Origin of the sequence: Rhodopirellula europaea 6C (genome assembly GCF_000338295.1) — a bacterium.
GTDB lineage: Bacteria > Planctomycetota > Planctomycetia > Pirellulales > Pirellulaceae > Rhodopirellula > Rhodopirellula europaea.
Map to the genome: position 1 here is coordinate 1 of NZ_ANMO01000027.1, position 16324 is coordinate 16324.

Sequence of the window (16324 nt, forward strand, 5' to 3'; positions counted from 1 at the left end):
CGCCCCGGACGGGGCCGACGTCCTTAGCTCGGGGCGGAAGCCCCGAGACCGATCGCGGAAAACGAAAGGTCGCCCCGGACGGGGCCGGCGTGGGAGAGGCCTCGTTGTTGCGTCGTGTGACGCGGACGGTTGGAAGTGGACTGGGTTGCGATGAGACTTGGAAGTTGATCGCTGCCCGACGGAACAGTTGGGGACAACTGTTCTACTCTGGTGCTGCGTTTGTGCTCAATGACCTTCAAGAGCTTCCCAACGTTCATACGCCTGAGCGAGTTCCTCTTCCTTCGCCTTCAACTCTTCGCTCTTTTGGGCGATCACATCGCCACCGGATTGATAGAACTCCGGAGCCGCCATCTCTTTGTGAATTTCGGCGATCTCGGACTCGAGTTTCTCGATCTTCCCTGGCAACAACTTCAATTCGCGTTGATCGTTGTACGAAAGCGCGACCGCCTTGGCGACAGGCTTCGCAGCGGCACTTTTCTTGGCGTCCGGATTTGAAGTCGCCTTCTTGCCGCTCGCTTTTCCCGCACCCGATTCAGCGCGTCGTCGCTTGGCAACCGCTTCCCATTCGTCGTAACCGCCAACGTATTCGTTGACGATTCCCGGATCGGAATCGTCATCGAACACCAACGTGCTGGTCACGACATTGTTCAAAAACGTCCGGTCGTGGCTGACCATCAACAACGTGCCATCGAATCCAACCAGTTGCTCTTCGAGCAACTCCAGCGTTTCGGCATCCAAGTCGTTCGTCGGTTCGTCCAGCACGATAACATTAGCAGGCTGAGTCATCAGCTTGGCCAATAAGGCACGGTTGCGTTCTCCACCGGACAAAAACTTGACCTGAGTCCGAGCTCGCTCGGGCGTGAACAGGTAATCCTGCAAGTAGCCCATGATGTGCTTGGTCGCATTGCCAACCTGGATTTTGTCGCTGCCCTCGCCGACGTTCTCTTGAACGGTGAGCTCTGGATCCAGCGTGTCGCGCAATTGATCGAAGTAGGCGATCTTCAGATTGGTTCCCAATCGCACTGAACCCGACGTTGGTTCCAGCTTGCCCAAGATCAACTTCAACAACGTCGACTTACCAGCTCCGTTGGGCCCGATGATTCCGATCTTGTCTCCACGCATGATCAACGATGTGAAGTCGCGAATGATCACTCGGTCGGTTCCGGGGTAAGTGAACGAGACATCGTCGAGCTTGGTGACCAACGCACCGCCGCGCTCAGCGACTTGCAGATTGAGTTTGGCTTTGCCCTCGACGCTGCGCCGTTGATTGGCCTCGTTCCGCATCGCCTTCAGCGCCCGCACACGGCCTTCGTTGCGTGTCCGGCGAGCCTTGATGCCCTGCCGAATCCAGACTTCTTCTTCAGCGAGACGTTTGTCGAACAGAGCGTTTTGTTTCTCTTCCGCATCCAAGGCGGCAGCCTTGCGTTGCAGAAACGTTTGGTAGTCGCATGTCCAATCGAACAAACGACCGCGATCGATTTCCCAAATTCGGTTGGCGAGCGATTGCAGAAACGACCGGTCGTGAGTGATGAACATCAGCGTGCCCGACCATCGACTCAGGAAGTCTTCGAGCCAAATGATGGACTGGATGTCCAAGTGGTTCGTCGGCTCGTCGAGCAACAGCATGTCAGGTTCGCTGGCGATGGCACGCGCCAACAACACTCGTCGCCGCATACCGCTGGACAAACTTTCGAACGCCGTCGACGGATTCAGATTCATCCGCGAAAGCGTTTCCTCGATCTTTTGCTCGATCTCCCATGGTTCCCAGGTGCCATGGTCGGTCGGTCCGAGCGCCGTTCCCAACCCGGCGGTCGTTCCCATTTTCGAGAACTCTTCCGCTGGCAACGTCATGATGTCTTGGACGGTCCCTTTGACGTTTTGCGGAACGTCCTGAGTCAGCCGAGCCAAGCGAACATTCGGGTCCAAAATCACTTGCCCGTTGTCCGGCGTGACGTCGCCCGACAACATCTTCAGCAGCGTCGTCTTGCCCGCTCCATTGCGACCGAGCAAACCAATTCGTTGCCCTCGTTCGATACGTGCGGAAACCCCGTCCAGCAAAGCCGGGCCGCGAAAACCGATGGTCAAATCATCCAGTGAAATCATACTGTCGCGGTGCTTTCGGTAGCGTCGTTGGTGGAATCGTCCATGGATTCACGGAAGAGGTCTGCGATCACGTCTTCGAGTGGCGGGTCTTCGACGACCACGTCCTCGATTGCATGATCTCGCAATGTTTCAGCCAGCAGCTTGGGCACGTCGGCCCGCGGAACGCGATAGGTCAACTTCGGCCAATTTTCGTCGACCACTTCGCCGAGACGTTCCGGCCGGGTCAGGTTCTCCGACGCCGCGAATTGCAGCGTGACCAGTTTGTAACCACTGAATTTGTCGACGATGCCTGACAGCGAACCGTCGTACTGAATGGTGCCTTGAGCGATCACGACGACACGACGGCACAGTGCCGCGACGTCCTTCATGTAGTGGCTGGTGAGCAAGATCGTGATCTTGCGTTTTTCTTGGTAGTAACGAAGAAACTTTTGAATGTTGTGTTGGGCGATCACATCCAGGCCGATCGTCGGCTCGTCCAGGAACAACACCTCGGGACTGTGCAGCAACGCCGCGATCAGTTCCATCTTCATGCGTTCCCCGAGCGACAATTCTCGAACGGGTTGATCCAGCAAACGAGTCACGTCGAGCAGATCGCTGATCTCATCCAAACGCGTTTTGAATTCGCCTTCGGGAATCCCATAAATATGCTGATGCAACCGATAAGATTCGCGGGCCGGCAAATCCCACCACAGTTGATTTTTTTGGCCCATCACCAAAGCAAACCGGCGGCGGTATCCATCCTTGCGTTCCCACGGGACATAGCCCATGACGCTGGCGGTGCCCGAGGTCGGTTGAATGACTCCGCTCAACAATTTCAGCGTCGTTGTTTTGCCGGCACCGTTGGGTCCCAAGAAAGCGACAAACTCGCCTTGCTCGACCTGTAGATCGATCCCACGAACAGCGGTGACTTCTCGGAATTCTCGCTTTAACAATCCGCGAATGCTGCCGCCGATTCCTTCGCGTTTTTGGTAAACGCGATACTTCTTTGTCAAATCGCGGACTTCAATGATCGACATGAGTTGGACTTGCAGGAAGAGGTGCGATTGCGGTCGCAAAAACCGGCTATTGTAAGGACAGTTTGCAATCCCGCGAGGCGGCACCCACCCTCAGCGAACACGCTTTTGCGATTCCCCCGCAAATTGGGTGAATCAGTCCCAAACCATCTCGATTCGCGACGTTTTGCTCGACAAGCGATCAAACAATTCGCTGGCGATTGGACGCGGCAACATGGGCAGTCTGTAAACGTGGTCCGCTGGACCAGCCGCCGCGGTGTCGATTCGAAGCGTTTGCATGTCCCAGCGGCGATCAAATGGCGTTTCCGAACAACTGACGGATTGGATTCGATCGTAGAACGTGCAGCTCACCTTTCGATCCCAAAATCCTTCGCGAATGACGACGCCTTCTCCCGATGGCAATTCAGCGAATCCAAAGTGACGATGTCGACGCTGAGCAACCCAAATGTTCAGCGGAATCAGAACCACGGCGACCAGCACCCCCAGCGTCCACGCATACGGAAAATCAAACAATAGAAACGCCAGACCACCGGCGAGGATGCTGATGCCCTGAGCCCGTAGACTGGATTTCCGCCGCATCCGTTTGAGTGCCCGTCGGTCGAGCGATTGCCACTCCAGCGAACTCTCCGACCATTCCAGTCCCGGTCGCAGTTGTTCCACCAATTCATCCAGAAGTGACTCGGGAATGACTGGTACGAACCAGCGACGAGTGACCGTCGTCGCCGCGTCTTCGTTTTGCTTGCCGGCACCTCCCGCGGTTTCAATTCGGATCGATGCGAGTTTCATCCATCGCAGCAACGGCGAGCGATAGATGCTGATCCACTGAATGCGACGTCGCGGAACCGTGGCTGAAACTTTCGTCAGCAATCCACATGACAGATGCAAGTTTTCGTCTCGCAGTTCTAAACGGTACCCATGGAACCGAAGCACATACCAGGCGATCCCCAGCAAACGGATCAACACGAGGACGAGAACCAACGCTCCAACCCAAACCAGCCAAGATTCCCACCAGTTGGCCTGTGATCGAGCGATCTCCATTTCGCGACTGGACGGTATGTTTCTCACGATCCGGAGAACAAACTGGTTGTCATTGCCCATTTGCTGCGAAAGGATCCCGATGACGATCCCGACCATCACGAAACCACGGTTGCTGGCCAATCCCGCTTGAACCAACCACTTCAGCGGAATCTGCAGCAAGGTTGTCGATGCGGAGACGGGCGCCGTGATCGCTGCCGGCTGTCCGTTTGTCAAAGTCGCTGATTCGGGGATGGCCCACGTTCCCATCGCAGCTTGGCTTGCCGCCTCAGAAGACACGCCTTTGCGAGCCGATTCGATTTGCTCTCGCAGCAATTCGACTTCGTTTCGAGAAAGAACTTTCAAAATCGCTTCGGGTTCTGTTCCGCTGGCCGTTTCAACTCGAACCTCCGCCACGCCAAAGATGCGATGAAATAGGTTTTGAACGAGATCGACATTCTGAATGCGAGCGACCGGAACGTTGCGTTTAGATTTGAAGAACACGCCCGACGTCACCACCAACTCTGCATCCGCCAACTGGTAACGATAGAACCAGTACCGAACGAATCCGATCACGGCGAACACCGCCATCGTCATGCCGAGAAAGCCCCAGGCACCAATGAACCCCAACCAATTCGATTGAGATCCATTCCAGGCGACAAGTGCGAGCGGGATGATGGTGTGCTTTGAGATTGCGACGGTTTGAAAAACAATCGAAATCGGATGCAGCGGTTTCGGTTCTGGACTCATGGTGTCACCGGTGATTCAGGCGGTGTGTGCATGTCCCAGCGACCACCAGTCAAAGCGTCTCGCAATTGCTCGGCGGTTTCCGATTTCAAGTTTTCAAGTTGGACCGATGAGTTCTTTGTTCCCGCTGTGTGAATGACCAGGGTTGCGAGTGAGTACATCCGCTGCAGCGGACCTTGTTCGATGTCACTGTGCTGCATTCGCGAATGCGGAATCACGATTCGGTGACGCCACCAGACGCCTCGCCGGATTTCCAAGCCGTGTTCGCTGATTCTCCACGACGCACACCGGTGCGCGGCCTTTGGATAGAACCACGCCGCGTAAACGACAAGGCCGAGAAGCAGCAGGCAACCAGCCACAGCCCACGCCCATACGTCGAGCGTCGCTGACGCAAAGAACATGGGAACGATCAAGCCAACAAGACAACCCACCAGCACGACGGCAATCAAAATCCCGCCCTGGAACCGGTCCAACTTGAGTGCCTCGATCGGCAACGATTGATAAGACGTCGAATCAGTCGGCAACGGAGCTTGGGTGGCTGCTTCGTTGGTCGAGAGGACTTCTGTGGCGTTCGTTTCGGTCGAGCCAGACGTCTCACTGAGAACAACTGGTTCGCCCTCAGTGATCGTTTCCTCGTTGGCGTTTGGAGCGGGCTCGGTGTTCATCGGGTGATGTCGCTTTCGGTGGGCGAGTCGCCTTCATGGCAACTCCGTGCGTTGATCATCGTAGCAGTGTGGATGAGAAAAAATCTTCGGGTGTTTGTCGAATCGACGGGCTCATTCAAGTTGGACGTTGAGACCGGATTGGCTAGACTGAGGTTCCCGCCCGCGGACAATTCTACCAGTGCCGCGATTTGCCCCACCTCCAGCCGACTGAGCATCCCCCGATGTTCCCCGCGATGCCACTCGCCTGTTTTCTGTTCCGCTGCGTCGTTTTTGCCGCCTGTGTTGCTGCGCCCATTTTGTCGATCGCGGATGACGATCCATTCGCAGCCTGGCGAAAAGAATACGAAACCGCAATCTATCCGATTTTGGATCAGGCCTGTTCGGAGTGCCATCGGGGCGCGGATGCCGAAGGTTTTGACCTGGAACAATTCGGTGCGAGCGAAAAGCTGCAGAAAAATGCCACCGTTTGGGAAGAAGTCGCCAAACGCGTGCGACTGAACGAGATGCCACCTGAAGGCAGCCCGCAACTCAACGATGAACAAAAGGCACTCGTTCATCGATGGTTCGATTCACGACCGGATGACAACGAGTGCGAACGACTGGCCAACGAAGAAACCCAGGCTTGGTACCGAGGCGTCGTGATGAGCCGCCGGCTGACTCGAACGGAATATCTCAACGCCATTCGAGACCTGGTGGGAATGCCCGTTGATGAATCGTTACAAGTTCCTTCGGACGGGTCCGGCGGCGAAGGGTTCGATACCGCTGGCGACGCACTCTTCACATCGGCGTTGCACATCGAACAGTACTTGGCGGTGTCCAACCAAGTCATCACAGATGCTTTGAATGCGGGCGGACAGTCTTCTTTGGCTGGCGGTTTGCTGACGAACATCACCAGCGAGGCCGATGCACGCGAGGCGATCAACCAATTCGCCCGCCGCGCGTGGCGACGCCCCGTCGATGGTTCTGAAGTCGACCGATTGATGACGTTGATGAACGCCTCCCAGCAATCGGGAATGCCAATCCGCGAAGCGACCGCTTATGCATTCAAAGCGATCTTGGTGTCACCCAATTTCTTGTTTGTCGTCGAAACGGAATCCGAAGCCGGTGGCGTTCAACCACTGACGCCGCATCAGATGGCAACTCGGTTGGCCCTGTTCCTGTGGTCATCCATCCCAGACGAAACATTGATGTTGGCTGCGGACGCAAACGAACTGGCAACCGACGAACAGATCATCTCGCAAATGCACCGCATGCTCGCCGATGACCGTTCGCGGGCGTTGGGAGAGAACTTCGGTTTGCAATGGTTGGGGCTCTCGCAATTCGAAGGTGAGTCCAAACCCGATACGACACTCTTCCCAGACTTTGACGAACGCTTGGCCGAGGACATGCGTGAAGAAGCCGTGCGAACGGTCTGGAACGTGTTTCGAGACGATCGCCCGATGATGGAATTGATCGATGCGGACTCCATCCATGCCAACTCGACCCTTGCTTCGTACTACGGCCTGGATGCTTCCGAACAAGGCCTGACGCAAACCGATGACTCGGAAACGTGGAAACGCATCCCACTCTCGGATCGTCGTCGCGGTGGTGTGATCACACTCGCCGCCGTCCTGACAAGGTCATCGTATGGACACCGAACCAGCCCCGTGTTGCGCGGCCGTTGGGTTTTGGAAGAAGTACTCGGCGGGCGAGTGCCACCGCCACCACCAGGGGTTCCCGCTTTGGAAGAGGCCGAAGCCGACCACGCGGCAACGCTTCGCGAACAACTGGAAATCCACCGCAAGGATCCTCAATGTGCCGCGTGCCACAACCGCATGGATCCAATCGGTTTTGGACTCGAAAACTTTGACGCGATCGGTCGCTGGCGAACCGAACAAGACGGCCAATCGATCGACTCCAGCGGCAAGCTTCCTTCAGGGGAAACGTTCTCCGGTCCCGAAGAACTCAAACAATTGTTGTTGCGTCGCAGTGGTGAATTCAAAAAGCACTTCGTCAAGAAGTTGTACGGATTCGCTCTTGGCCGATCGCTCAATAAGTTCGACAAGTGTGTCGTCGATGAATCGTTGGAAGCATTGGATGCCAACGACCAGCGTGCCACAGTGATCCTGGAAACAATCGTGACCAGTTATCCGTTTCGCAATCGTTATTTCAAACCTGCCAACCCATAGACCGTTAGGTTGATCATGCAAAAGCCCATTCCTCGTCGTCGCTTCCTGCGTGGCAGCGGAGTCTTGCTGGGGCTGCCGTGGATGGCATCCATGGCAGAAACCATGGCCGCTGCCAAACCGGACGCATCGGGTTCGCAAAATGGCGATCCGCAACCGCCGCTTCGCACCGCGTTCCTCTATTTCCCCAATGGCGTCTGGGAGAAAGATTGGGTTCCTGAGTCCGAAGGAACCGACTACGAACTGTCACCTTCGCTCGAACCGCTCGCGGATCTAAAGGATGATTTCCTTGTACTCTCTGGGCTCGACAAGAAACACTCCCACGGTGGCGACGGACACTACGCCAAAACAGCCAACTACCTAACGGGCATGCCGGTCGCAAAAACCACCGGCAAGGATATCAGTAGTGGCGGAATTTCCATTGACCAATTGATCGCGGCAAAAGTCGGCGATCAGACACCGCTGCCATCATTGGAATTGGGCATCGATCCGGTGATCAGCGGCATCGACAGCAACGTCGGATACACGCGTTTGTATGGATCGCATATCTCGTGGCAATCACCAACGCGGCCAATCGCGAAAGCCATCAACCCTCGCGTGGTCTACGAGCGTCTGTTTGGCAAACGGATGAAGACCAGCACTCCGGAAGCAAAGTCCTACCAGAACTTGCTGGACTACGTTTTGGAAGACGCTCGTTTGGTTCGCGGCAAACTCAGCCGCGACGATCAGTTCAAAATGGACGAGTACCTGGATTCAGTCCGCGAAGTCGAGAAGCGAATCGAGTTTGCCACACGCGACCAAAGCCACCGAGAACGCTACGAAGCGGAACGCGATCGCATTGTCAGCGGTCACGCACTTGAGATTCCCGAGACCGGAACTCCGGGCGACTTTCGCCAGCACATCGATCTGATGCTAGACATGATGGTGCTCGCGTTCCAAACCGATTCGACTCGCGTCGCATCGTTCATGTTTGCCAATGATGTGTCCGGTCGCTCGTTCAGCTTCCTCGACGGCGTTCATGGCGGGCACCATGAGCTTTCGCACCACGAGAACAAAGAAGAAAAAATCTCGCAGTACCAACTCATCAACCGTTGGCACACCGAACAATTCGCTCGGATGCTGCGGAAGATGAAAGCGGTCAAGGAAGGCGAGTCAACGCTGCTCGACAACAGCATGATCATGTTCGGGAGCAGCTTCTCCGACGGCAACCGTCACGACCCAGACAACCTGCCGTTGTTGCTGGCCGGTCGCGGCGGCGGCACGATCCAGCCCGGTCGTCACATCGCTGCCAAAGGCCAAGTCCCCGTCTGCAACTTGTATTTGTCGATGGCCAAACGCTACGGATTGGATCTCGAACGATTCGGCGACAGCGAAGCAGAACTCACCGAATTGGCGGATGCCTGATTCAGTGATATCAACGCTTCTACCTATAGCCACGTAGGCTAGGTTGTACCTGGCATCCTGCCGATGCTTTGGAACAAAGCGAGGCGGTTTAACCAGCGTTCTCGAATTCGCGGCGTACCGGCCAATCACCTCGCCAGGTGGAACCTGGCCTTCGTCGATGTCGACTGAACGCCGCCACGCGCCGTCGCCGGATTCGCCAAGAATTCGGTCGAGAAGCAACTGAAACGTCTGAATTCTGGTGAGTCCTGCTACATGCACTGGACACCAAGCGACTTCAGTCCGTGGTCGTTTGCTTGACGTGCAATCGCAGCGTTGGCGGGCTGGCGGTTGGGTGGGTTCGGCTGGCGAATCCATGCACGTAGCTTTGGGTCTGATTCACGGAAGTCAGCCGGGTGATCACCAGCGTCGGTGTGGATCCTAAGTTGTCTTGCACAAACTGCAGCAACCGCGGGTCGGCGATCACAAATTGTCCTTGCGGTTTCGATTGTGGAATCACGAACTCACCAAGCAGCTCGACTTTGTCCGGATCAAGTTGATGAGTCTCTGGTTTCCTGCCGGGAAAGTTGTTGCGATCGAGAGTCTTGGAATTCCAATCCGTGTTGTATTCCGGCTTCACACCGTGAACGCGAAAGGTGGAATCAGGCAACAAGGACGTGTACCCCATCCCCGTGTGGACACCCTCCAGCCGAAGCTCCACGCTCGACAGCTCCGATATGTCAAAGCCCGTCAGATCAAATCGAATGAACGCCTTTCGATTCCAATGAGGTTCGCTATCAGCACGCTTGACCAACAGCACATGATCGGGTGTGGGAAAGGAGTCGCCTTCTCGCCGTTCGCCTGAAGTGACATCGCCCTCGTCACCATCGCCGTAAGCAGAGCTGATGTGAATGACTTTGTCGGAAGAGGCAGGCAACACGCCGTTCTGCTCGCCCCCACTTTTCTGCTTCGGCGCAAACGTTTCCAACGCATGAACGGAAGCGAACGCTCGACTGGTTCCTTCCAGAGTCAATTGACGTCCCGTTCCCAAATGTTTGACATCGACCTTTCCTTCCATCACATCCAAACGAGCGTCACCGACGTTGTCGACAAAGACACCAAATTTGGTTCCACGATCGGTGATCTCCGCCCGAGGTGTTTCGACCACGAATCCTTCACCGCCTTCGCTGACCGACCCGACAATGCTGCCCGAATGCAGACGACAACGTTCCGCTGAGATCAGTTCGATATCGACTGGTCCTTCCATCGAAACTGTCGCACGAGGGAACTGCAATTCCGCGATCCCTGAAATCAAACGCAAGCGTCCTGATGTGAGTTCTTGTCCCACCGTTGTCGGCAAAGTCCCGGTGCCCCAATGGCAGTCGGTTGACGAAAGGATCGTCGCAACGGATCGCGGCTGCATCGTCATCCATTCCCAGCCCGCCGCCGCAACGAACAAGAGACTGGCGGCAATCAAAGGCAGGTAGCGGGTTAGCCGAGACAAACCAGCGGCTGGTTCGGCGGGGCAAACAGGGGGCAACGGGTGCTCCGGAATGCCATTCCAAATCAACGCTGCGTCTTGGTTGGCGTGTTCGATGTAGTCATCGAGCAAATCATCCGAGGCGTGCAGCATTGTTTGCAGCTCCTCCGTTTCCGCTTGAGTCGCCACACCATCCAAAAACGCGTCTCGCAACTGATCAAATCGTTCACGCTGGGTCATTGGAGCGAATTCCTTCAAGGGAAAGAGTGCGGTCAACACATGCGTGAAGTGCCTCACGTATACGGCTTAACATTTTGTAAACGGCATCCACGCTGGAGCCCATCTCCTCTGCGATATTTTCCACTGGCACACCCTGCCGGTAACGTTGTTCCACAAACACTCGTTTGCGTTCGGGTAGCTTCTGAACACAACCTTCCAACGCATCCAACCGACGCTGCAAATAGGCCGACCGTTTCTCTTGCCGCTCGGAAATCAACATCACGGTCTCGGTATCGAAGTGGGGTCGTTTGGCCCGCCGCTTCGACGTGAAAGCTCGGACTTGATTGAGCGCCACCGTGCACGCCCACGCCCGAAAATTAGTCCCTGGTTCGAATCGTTCGAACTCTCGCCAAAGTACGAGGTTGGTTTCCTGCAGCACTTCATCCGCGTCCGTTCGATTGGGGATGAGCGAATGGATGTAGTAAAACAGCGAGCGTTGAGACTCGGTCAGTAGCTGAATGAATTCGGTCGTTGCCTGGTCGTTGTTACTCATCAGTTGTTGCGTTGATTCCTTCACAGCGTCGTTTGCTTGGAAGCTCATTCCTTTGTTTCGGTTGCCATTGAGTGTGGCAGATCCAGTTTCGCTAGAAACAGGTCTGCAATCTTGCGAGCGGTGGTGATGCTTTCCAAGTCATAGCGAATATTGCCGTCGCCTTCGGATGCCCCGCCGTGCCCGGTCAATTCCAAGATCGCATGAGGACTCTCGCGATCGACGTCAATCAGCGCCGTGTACAGCAACGATGGTTGCCCCCACTCGCGTTCTTGCCACTCATCGTTTGAATCGCCCGGCAGATTGAATTCCACACAAACGACAAACCGATTGCCTTTCCCCGGCTGAAGAGATTGATCCAATTCGAAACTGTGATTCTTGGTGGCCCCCGTCAATCCATCGACTTCCCCATTGGGATCGACCCCGGAGACCATTGTGTAGGCGTGCCGCCAAATCGGAAGCACATCGCTTCGGCGAAGCACGGATCCATCGCTGGAAGAAGTGCTGCGTGGAACGACTTCGCTGTAGGCAAGCCCTTCGTCCAAGTACAACGTCTCAATCATGGTGCCGGTTGTGGATTCCACCCAAACCGCCGTCGCTGGCAGGCGATCCAGCGACGTTGAATAACCAAGATGAATCGAAAGCATCGCGTCCGATTCTCGTTTGGGTTTTCTCACGACAATCCGCTGATGCGGCGACAATTCGCCAAAGCCCACCAGCGAAGACCCCCGCACAATCTGGCTTCGCTGGCGAGTCTCATAGCTTTGATCCATCAACCAATTGGTAGGCGGGACCGCGGCAACCGAGGCCACCAGAACCACCGCCCAAAATCCAAGCACGCTAGCCTTGCGCATCAGCCCCATCGCTTTTGACTGCCTCGATGCAATGGATCGAAAGTAGGTGAGTCGGCTCAACACGTGCTTTGCCACCAAGGCGACACACACGACCCCGGAGACCACATGCAATCGCGTGTTGGTCTGCGAAAACGGCAGCGTGAACGCCAGCACCCCGGTGACCATCAGGGTGCCGAAAGAAAAGAGCAAGGCAAGATTGACCCAGTGTCTCATCAGGACGAGCGATCCTCAAAGCCGATCAGACTGCGGAGTTCTCGGACATGTTTCTGCCCGACTTCTCGAGGCGTTGTTTGGTAGGCCTTGCACAACGAAGCGGCGTACCCGGTCGCAACTCCCATTTGCCCGCAAGTGTTCATGACGCGAGGTCCAGCCAATCCAATGTGGGAACAACTGAAACAGCGTCCGGCCATCATCAGATTGTCGATGTCCTTCGAATACAGACTTCGGAACGGAACGAAGTATTCACCACCGGTTTTGTAGAACAACGCCTTGGACAAGAAGTCGACCGGATTGCCCTGCAAGACTTGTTGGTAGTGTGAGTCAATCTCGCGCGTTTCCACCACCACCGCATCCTCAAATTCGCGTCGTTCAGCGGCATCTTTCATCGTGTAGATATGATCGCCCATCAAACGCCGTGATTCGCGTTTGCCACCAACGAACGAAACCCATTCCAAGGTCCAGGGTGCGTTCTTGGGATGGCGTTTGGCATTTGCAAACGATCCGTAGATCGCACGCAACATGTGGTCACGGATGGTTTCCGAATCGTCGATTTGGTCTAAATCGTTGTTGGAGTATTCCCAGTACCATTCCCCTGCAGTCGCTTCGTGATCCTTTGCCACCGGCATGGCCCAAGGCACATCGGGAAAAGTGCTGCGTTGGTTTGTTTTCTCGGCATTCCACAGCACCGATGTTCCCATCACACGTTTATCGGGAATCTCAGGACTCCAAAGATCGCCGTGTTTGTCCCATGCTTCACCGAACTCCGTGTGCGATTCGCGGCCAATTCGGTATTCGGCTCCTGCCCAATATCCCAGCCAACCGTCACCGGTCGCATCGACAAAGACGGGAGCATAAAAACGTTGTAAACGACCGGAGGACGCCTCTCTGGCTTCCACGCTTTCAATGCGGCCATCGTTCTTTGACAGTCCACACGCGATGTGTCCCGCGAAAAGTTCGACGCCCGATGCGGCCATGGCGGCTTCTCGCTTCTTTTGGTCCTTGCGAGCCAGTGCGCTGCCATTGGGATAGTGTTCCGTATCGATCTTTTTCAGGATCCCAGCGGCACGACCGTGGATTCCCAACGTATGGACACGAACTTCCTCGGACGCATTGCCACCAAAGATCGGCCGGTCCTGGATCAACGCCACTTTCAATCCTTGCGAACGAGCCGCGAGGGCCGCACCACAACCTGAAATGCCGCCGCCGACAACGACCAAGTCGAACTCGAGTTCATTGACTTCCAATTCGGCACGACCGGTGAGTTGATCTTTCCAAGCCACCACTTCCGCGGCGTCGTTGGGCAGCGTTGGCGAGGACGACTTGGAGAAATAGACCGCATCACAGCGACCATCAAAACCGGTGAGGTCAGCGAGCTTGATCTTCACTTTGGCCGGGTCATCGATCTGGATGGCACCACCTTTTTGCCAATGCCATTTCGTGTCTTCCGTCCCAAACTCCGGCGTCAGCTTTTTATCGTTGACCGATACATTGAACCGCCCCGGAGATTTCCATTCGCCCTGGCACCAATCTCGAGTTCTCACCCAAACGTGCCAAGTTCCAGCGGCAGGAAGAGCCACATGAGTGCTCGCGTTGGCAACCGGCTTTCCCATGCCATGGGCCAGCAGATAACAGCCGCCCATTTGCTGGTAGTGCTGAGTATCCAGTTTCCAGCCACCCAAATCGTCGAATTGGCTGGCCTCGACCAAGACGCCTTCGGCCGCTGAACTCGCCTCCGAAGACAAACGTTCACTTCCCATGATGTAGCCGGGAGCCGTGGCGGAAAGCACGCCCGCTCCTCCGACCACTCGCAAGAAGCCACGCCGTCCAATTTGGTTGTTTTTCATCGTTTCTCTGGTGTCGCAAGATGGAAATCAATGGATCGAATCAGCGACGTTGTTCGTCGGATTCATGCAACCACAGAGTCCAAGCCGGCTCCTTTTGGACAACTAAAACAACCTATTCGGTCTTTTATGCGAAAATTGTGTCCAAAACGAAGATTCCCCCCCTCTATCTGAGCAAAAGCACGAGTTTCGTCGTGTATCTGGTGCCGCGTTCCAGGTGGCACGGTCATTGTTCGTTTATTGAAAGGAAGCGTATTGTGAAAACAGACATGAAGCGTCATGCGTTTACGCTCGTCGAGCTGTTGGTTGTCATTGCGATCATCGGTGTTTTGGTTGGGCTGTTGCTGCCCGCCGTTCAATCGGCTCGAGAAGCTGCTCGGCGGATGTCTTGCAGCAACAATTTCAAACAGATCGGGTTGTCTCTGCACAACTACCACGCAGCTTTCAATCGGTTGCCACCCAACGGCACCGGCCCTCAGCAAGCAGCTCTGAAACAGCTCAGTGCCAACATTGGTCTGCTGCCGTTCCTGGAGCAGCAGGGTTTGTGGGAAATGATGTCCAATCCGTTGATGCCCGAACCCGGCGAAACTGCAACGGATGCCACTTCCGCTGGTTTGTGGCCGCCTTTCGGTCCACGTCCTTGGGTCGACTTGAACGAGTACGATCCGTACCAAATGCAAACCCCGGCGTTTCGATGCCCATCGGATCCAGGCATGTCACCACTGGGGACCGGAATGTCGAACTACGCGTTCTGCCATGGCGACGCCACCCTGCGGATCGGCTATCCACCGTCGAACCAGTACGCTGACCGGGGAGTGTTTCGCGGGATGTTCATGCGAGACACTCCACGCAAGTTCCGTGATGTACTTGATGGACTATCGAACACCATCGCGATGGCTGAAATCATGACCGATCTTGGCGACCGCAGCGTGGGTGGATCCGTCGTCAATCGCACGTACTTTCCGAACGATGACTCGATGGGATCCGACTTGACCATCTGCACCGCAGTGGTTGATCCACAACGCCCTCAATTCATCGAGAGCAGCGTCACGCTGTGGAACAGCGGCGGCACTTCTCGCGGCGGACGTTGGTGGAATTACCACTTGATGATCACGGGCATGAACACCGTCCTGCCACCCAATTCCCCAACCTGTGCGATGCAATGGGGAACATCGTGGCAATCAGGCGTCTTCAGTTCCGCCAGTCACCATCAAGGCGGCGTGCATGTCTTGTTGGCGGACGGTGCGGTCAAGTTCGTCACCGATTCCATCGAAGCGGGCAACCAACAGGCGCAGAGCATCTCAAAGAACTATGGCACCGTTGGACAAAAGAGCCCCTACGGATTGTGGGGAGCTTTGGGATCCATTTCCTCGAAAGAAACGATTGAAGGATTCGAATGATGAAGTTCACACGAACGATCGCAATGTTGTGTTTCGCTTTGGGCATGTTGAGTTTGCCCGCATGCTCACCCGAGAGCGGTGAAGCACAGAAGTTGACGGCCCCCGATGACATCGACTGGGCCGCAATTGAAGCGCAAGACGAAGCCATTGCTGAAGCGCAAAGCAAAGGCGAATAGAAACGTCTGCTTCGAACCGGCGATCATCTCGGTGCTTTGTGAACGAGATGACCGCTGGTTCGAAGGAGAAGCAATCTTGCCGTAGCCGGATTCGCCAAGAATTCGGATGCGACGCAACTGGAACATCGGAATTCTGGCGAAACCAGCCACATGCATTCGCGTAGGCCAGGTCACACCTGGCAACCAACCCGATGCTTTGGAACAAAGCGAAGCGATTAGTCATTCATCCGCGAGTCCGCGTGGCTCCGTCCGGTCACCTCGCCAGGTGGAACCTGGCCTACGTCGACAAAGAACCACCACGCAACAGGCCCAGACGCCCCAACCGGAACATCTGAATTCTGGCAAATCCAGCCACGTGCATTCGCGTAGGCCAGGTCACACCTGGCAACCAAGCCGATGCTTTGGAACAAAGCGAGGCAATTAGTCATTCATCCGCGAGTTCGCGGAACTCCGGCCAGTCACCCAGCCAGGTGGAACCTAGCCTACGTCGACAGAGAA

General features: G+C 55.7%; 13 protein-coding genes. 5 read left to right on the forward strand and 8 right to left on the reverse strand.

Features of this window, described 5'->3' with window-relative positions; genetic code table 11:
- Positions 1 to 225 precede the first annotated feature (225 nt).
- The 4 genes from RE6C_RS02275 to RE6C_RS02290 form a co-directional block, all read right to left on the reverse strand.
- Positions 226 to 2103: an ATP-binding cassette domain-containing protein gene (locus RE6C_RS02275; protein WP_008653464.1), complete on the reverse strand. Its 1878-nt coding sequence runs from the start codon at positions 2101 to 2103 to the stop codon at positions 226 to 228.
- Positions 2100 to 3119 (reverse strand): ABC transporter ATP-binding protein, encoded by a 1020-nt coding sequence (locus RE6C_RS02280; protein ID WP_008653466.1) that lies wholly within the window; start codon positions 3117 to 3119, stop codon positions 2100 to 2102. Before RE6C_RS02280 ends, RE6C_RS02275 begins: the two co-directional genes overlap by 4 nt.
- A 132-nt stretch (positions 3120 to 3251) precedes the next feature.
- Positions 3252 to 4880 carry a PH domain-containing protein gene (locus tag RE6C_RS02285; protein WP_008653468.1) on the reverse strand — a complete coding sequence of 543 codons (1629 nt, stop codon included), beginning with the start codon at positions 4878 to 4880 and terminating at the stop codon, positions 3252 to 3254.
- Positions 4877 to 5542, reverse strand: coding sequence for a PH domain-containing protein (locus RE6C_RS02290; RefSeq protein WP_008653469.1), 666 nt, complete (start codon positions 5540 to 5542; stop codon positions 4877 to 4879). Before RE6C_RS02290 ends, RE6C_RS02285 begins: the two co-directional genes overlap by 4 nt.
- Before the next feature lie 233 nt (positions 5543 to 5775).
- Here RE6C_RS02290 and RE6C_RS02300 point away from each other — a divergent pair, with 233 nt between their 5' ends.
- Both RE6C_RS02300 and RE6C_RS02305 read left to right on the forward strand, forming a co-directional pair.
- Positions 5776 to 7710, forward strand: coding sequence for a DUF1588 domain-containing protein (locus RE6C_RS02300; protein WP_236617883.1), 1935 nt, complete (start codon positions 5776 to 5778; stop codon positions 7708 to 7710).
- Positions 7711 to 7725: 15 nt separating this feature from the next.
- Entirely contained in the window at positions 7726 to 9111 is a 1386-nt protein-coding gene (locus RE6C_RS02305; RefSeq protein WP_008653475.1) for a DUF1552 domain-containing protein, read from the forward strand.
- Positions 9112 to 9385: 274 nt separating this feature from the next.
- Here the strand turns inward: RE6C_RS02305 and RE6C_RS02310 are convergent, their stop codons facing one another.
- The 4 genes from RE6C_RS02310 to RE6C_RS02325 are packed head-to-tail and all read right to left on the reverse strand — an operon-like array spanning position 9386 to position 14253.
- Positions 9386 to 10807 carry a FecR domain-containing protein gene (locus RE6C_RS02310; protein ID WP_008653476.1) on the reverse strand — a complete coding sequence of 474 codons (1422 nt, stop codon included), beginning with the start codon at positions 10805 to 10807 and terminating at the stop codon, positions 9386 to 9388.
- Positions 10794 to 11387, reverse strand: a complete 594-nt coding sequence (locus tag RE6C_RS02315) for a sigma-70 family RNA polymerase sigma factor (RefSeq protein ID WP_008653478.1) — start codon at positions 11385 to 11387, stop codon at positions 10794 to 10796. The genes RE6C_RS02310 and RE6C_RS02315 overlap by 14 nt, the downstream gene beginning before the upstream one ends.
- Positions 11384 to 12403 carry a DUF4405 domain-containing protein gene (locus RE6C_RS02320; RefSeq protein WP_039961003.1) on the reverse strand — a complete coding sequence of 340 codons (1020 nt, stop codon included), beginning with the start codon at positions 12401 to 12403 and terminating at the stop codon, positions 11384 to 11386. Before RE6C_RS02320 ends, RE6C_RS02315 begins: the two co-directional genes overlap by 4 nt.
- Positions 12403 to 14253, reverse strand: coding sequence for an FAD-dependent oxidoreductase (locus RE6C_RS02325; protein ID WP_008653480.1), 1851 nt, complete (start codon positions 14251 to 14253; stop codon positions 12403 to 12405). The genes RE6C_RS02320 and RE6C_RS02325 overlap by 1 nt, the downstream gene beginning before the upstream one ends.
- Positions 14254 to 14519: 266 nt before the next feature.
- Between RE6C_RS02325 and RE6C_RS02330 the strand changes: the two genes are divergently transcribed.
- The 3 genes from RE6C_RS02330 (at position 14520) to RE6C_RS33410 (ending at position 16045) form a co-directional block, all read left to right on the forward strand.
- The gene (locus RE6C_RS02330; RefSeq protein ID WP_008653481.1) at positions 14520 to 15650 is read left to right on the forward strand and encodes a DUF1559 domain-containing protein; all 1131 of its coding nucleotides are present in this window, start codon (positions 14520 to 14522) and stop codon (positions 15648 to 15650) included.
- Entirely contained in the window at positions 15647 to 15826 is a 180-nt protein-coding gene (locus RE6C_RS02335) for a hypothetical protein (RefSeq protein ID WP_008653487.1), read from the forward strand. The genes RE6C_RS02330 and RE6C_RS02335 overlap by 4 nt, the downstream gene beginning before the upstream one ends.
- A gap of 150 nt (positions 15827 to 15976) precedes the next feature.
- On the forward strand, positions 15977 to 16045 hold the full coding sequence (locus RE6C_RS33410; RefSeq protein ID WP_144054635.1) for a DUF1589 domain-containing protein: 69 nt from the start codon (positions 15977 to 15979) through the stop codon (positions 16043 to 16045).
- The last annotated feature ends 279 nt before the right edge of the window (positions 16046 to 16324 follow it).

Coding starts and splice junctions, on each gene's coding strand:
- RE6C_RS02275 (WP_008653464.1), bottom strand. CDS start 2,103: ATGATTTCACTGGATGATTTGACCATCGGTTTTCGCGGCCCGGCTTTG.
- RE6C_RS02280 (WP_008653466.1), bottom strand. CDS start 3,119: ATGTCGATCATTGAAGTCCGCGATTTGACAAAGAAGTATCGCGTTTAC.
- RE6C_RS02285 (WP_008653468.1), bottom strand. CDS start 4,880: ATGAGTCCAGAACCGAAACCGCTGCATCCGATTTCGATTGTTTTTCAA.
- RE6C_RS02290 (WP_008653469.1), bottom strand. CDS start 5,542: ATGAACACCGAGCCCGCTCCAAACGCCAACGAGGAAACGATCACTGAG.
- RE6C_RS02300 (WP_236617883.1), top strand. CDS start 5,776: ATGCCACTCGCCTGTTTTCTGTTCCGCTGCGTCGTTTTTGCCGCCTGT.
- RE6C_RS02305 (WP_008653475.1), top strand. CDS start 7,726: ATGCAAAAGCCCATTCCTCGTCGTCGCTTCCTGCGTGGCAGCGGAGTC.
- RE6C_RS02310 (WP_008653476.1), bottom strand. CDS start 10,807: ATGACCCAGCGTGAACGATTTGATCAGTTGCGAGACGCGTTTTTGGAT.
- RE6C_RS02315 (WP_008653478.1), bottom strand. CDS start 11,387: ATGAGCTTCCAAGCAAACGACGCTGTGAAGGAATCAACGCAACAACTG.
- RE6C_RS02320 (WP_039961003.1), bottom strand. CDS start 12,403: ATGAGACACTGGGTCAATCTTGCCTTGCTCTTTTCTTTCGGCACCCTG.
- RE6C_RS02325 (WP_008653480.1), bottom strand. CDS start 14,253: ATGAAAAACAACCAAATTGGACGGCGTGGCTTCTTGCGAGTGGTCGGA.
- RE6C_RS02330 (WP_008653481.1), top strand. CDS start 14,520: ATGAAGCGTCATGCGTTTACGCTCGTCGAGCTGTTGGTTGTCATTGCG.
- RE6C_RS02335 (WP_008653487.1), top strand. CDS start 15,647: ATGATGAAGTTCACACGAACGATCGCAATGTTGTGTTTCGCTTTGGGC.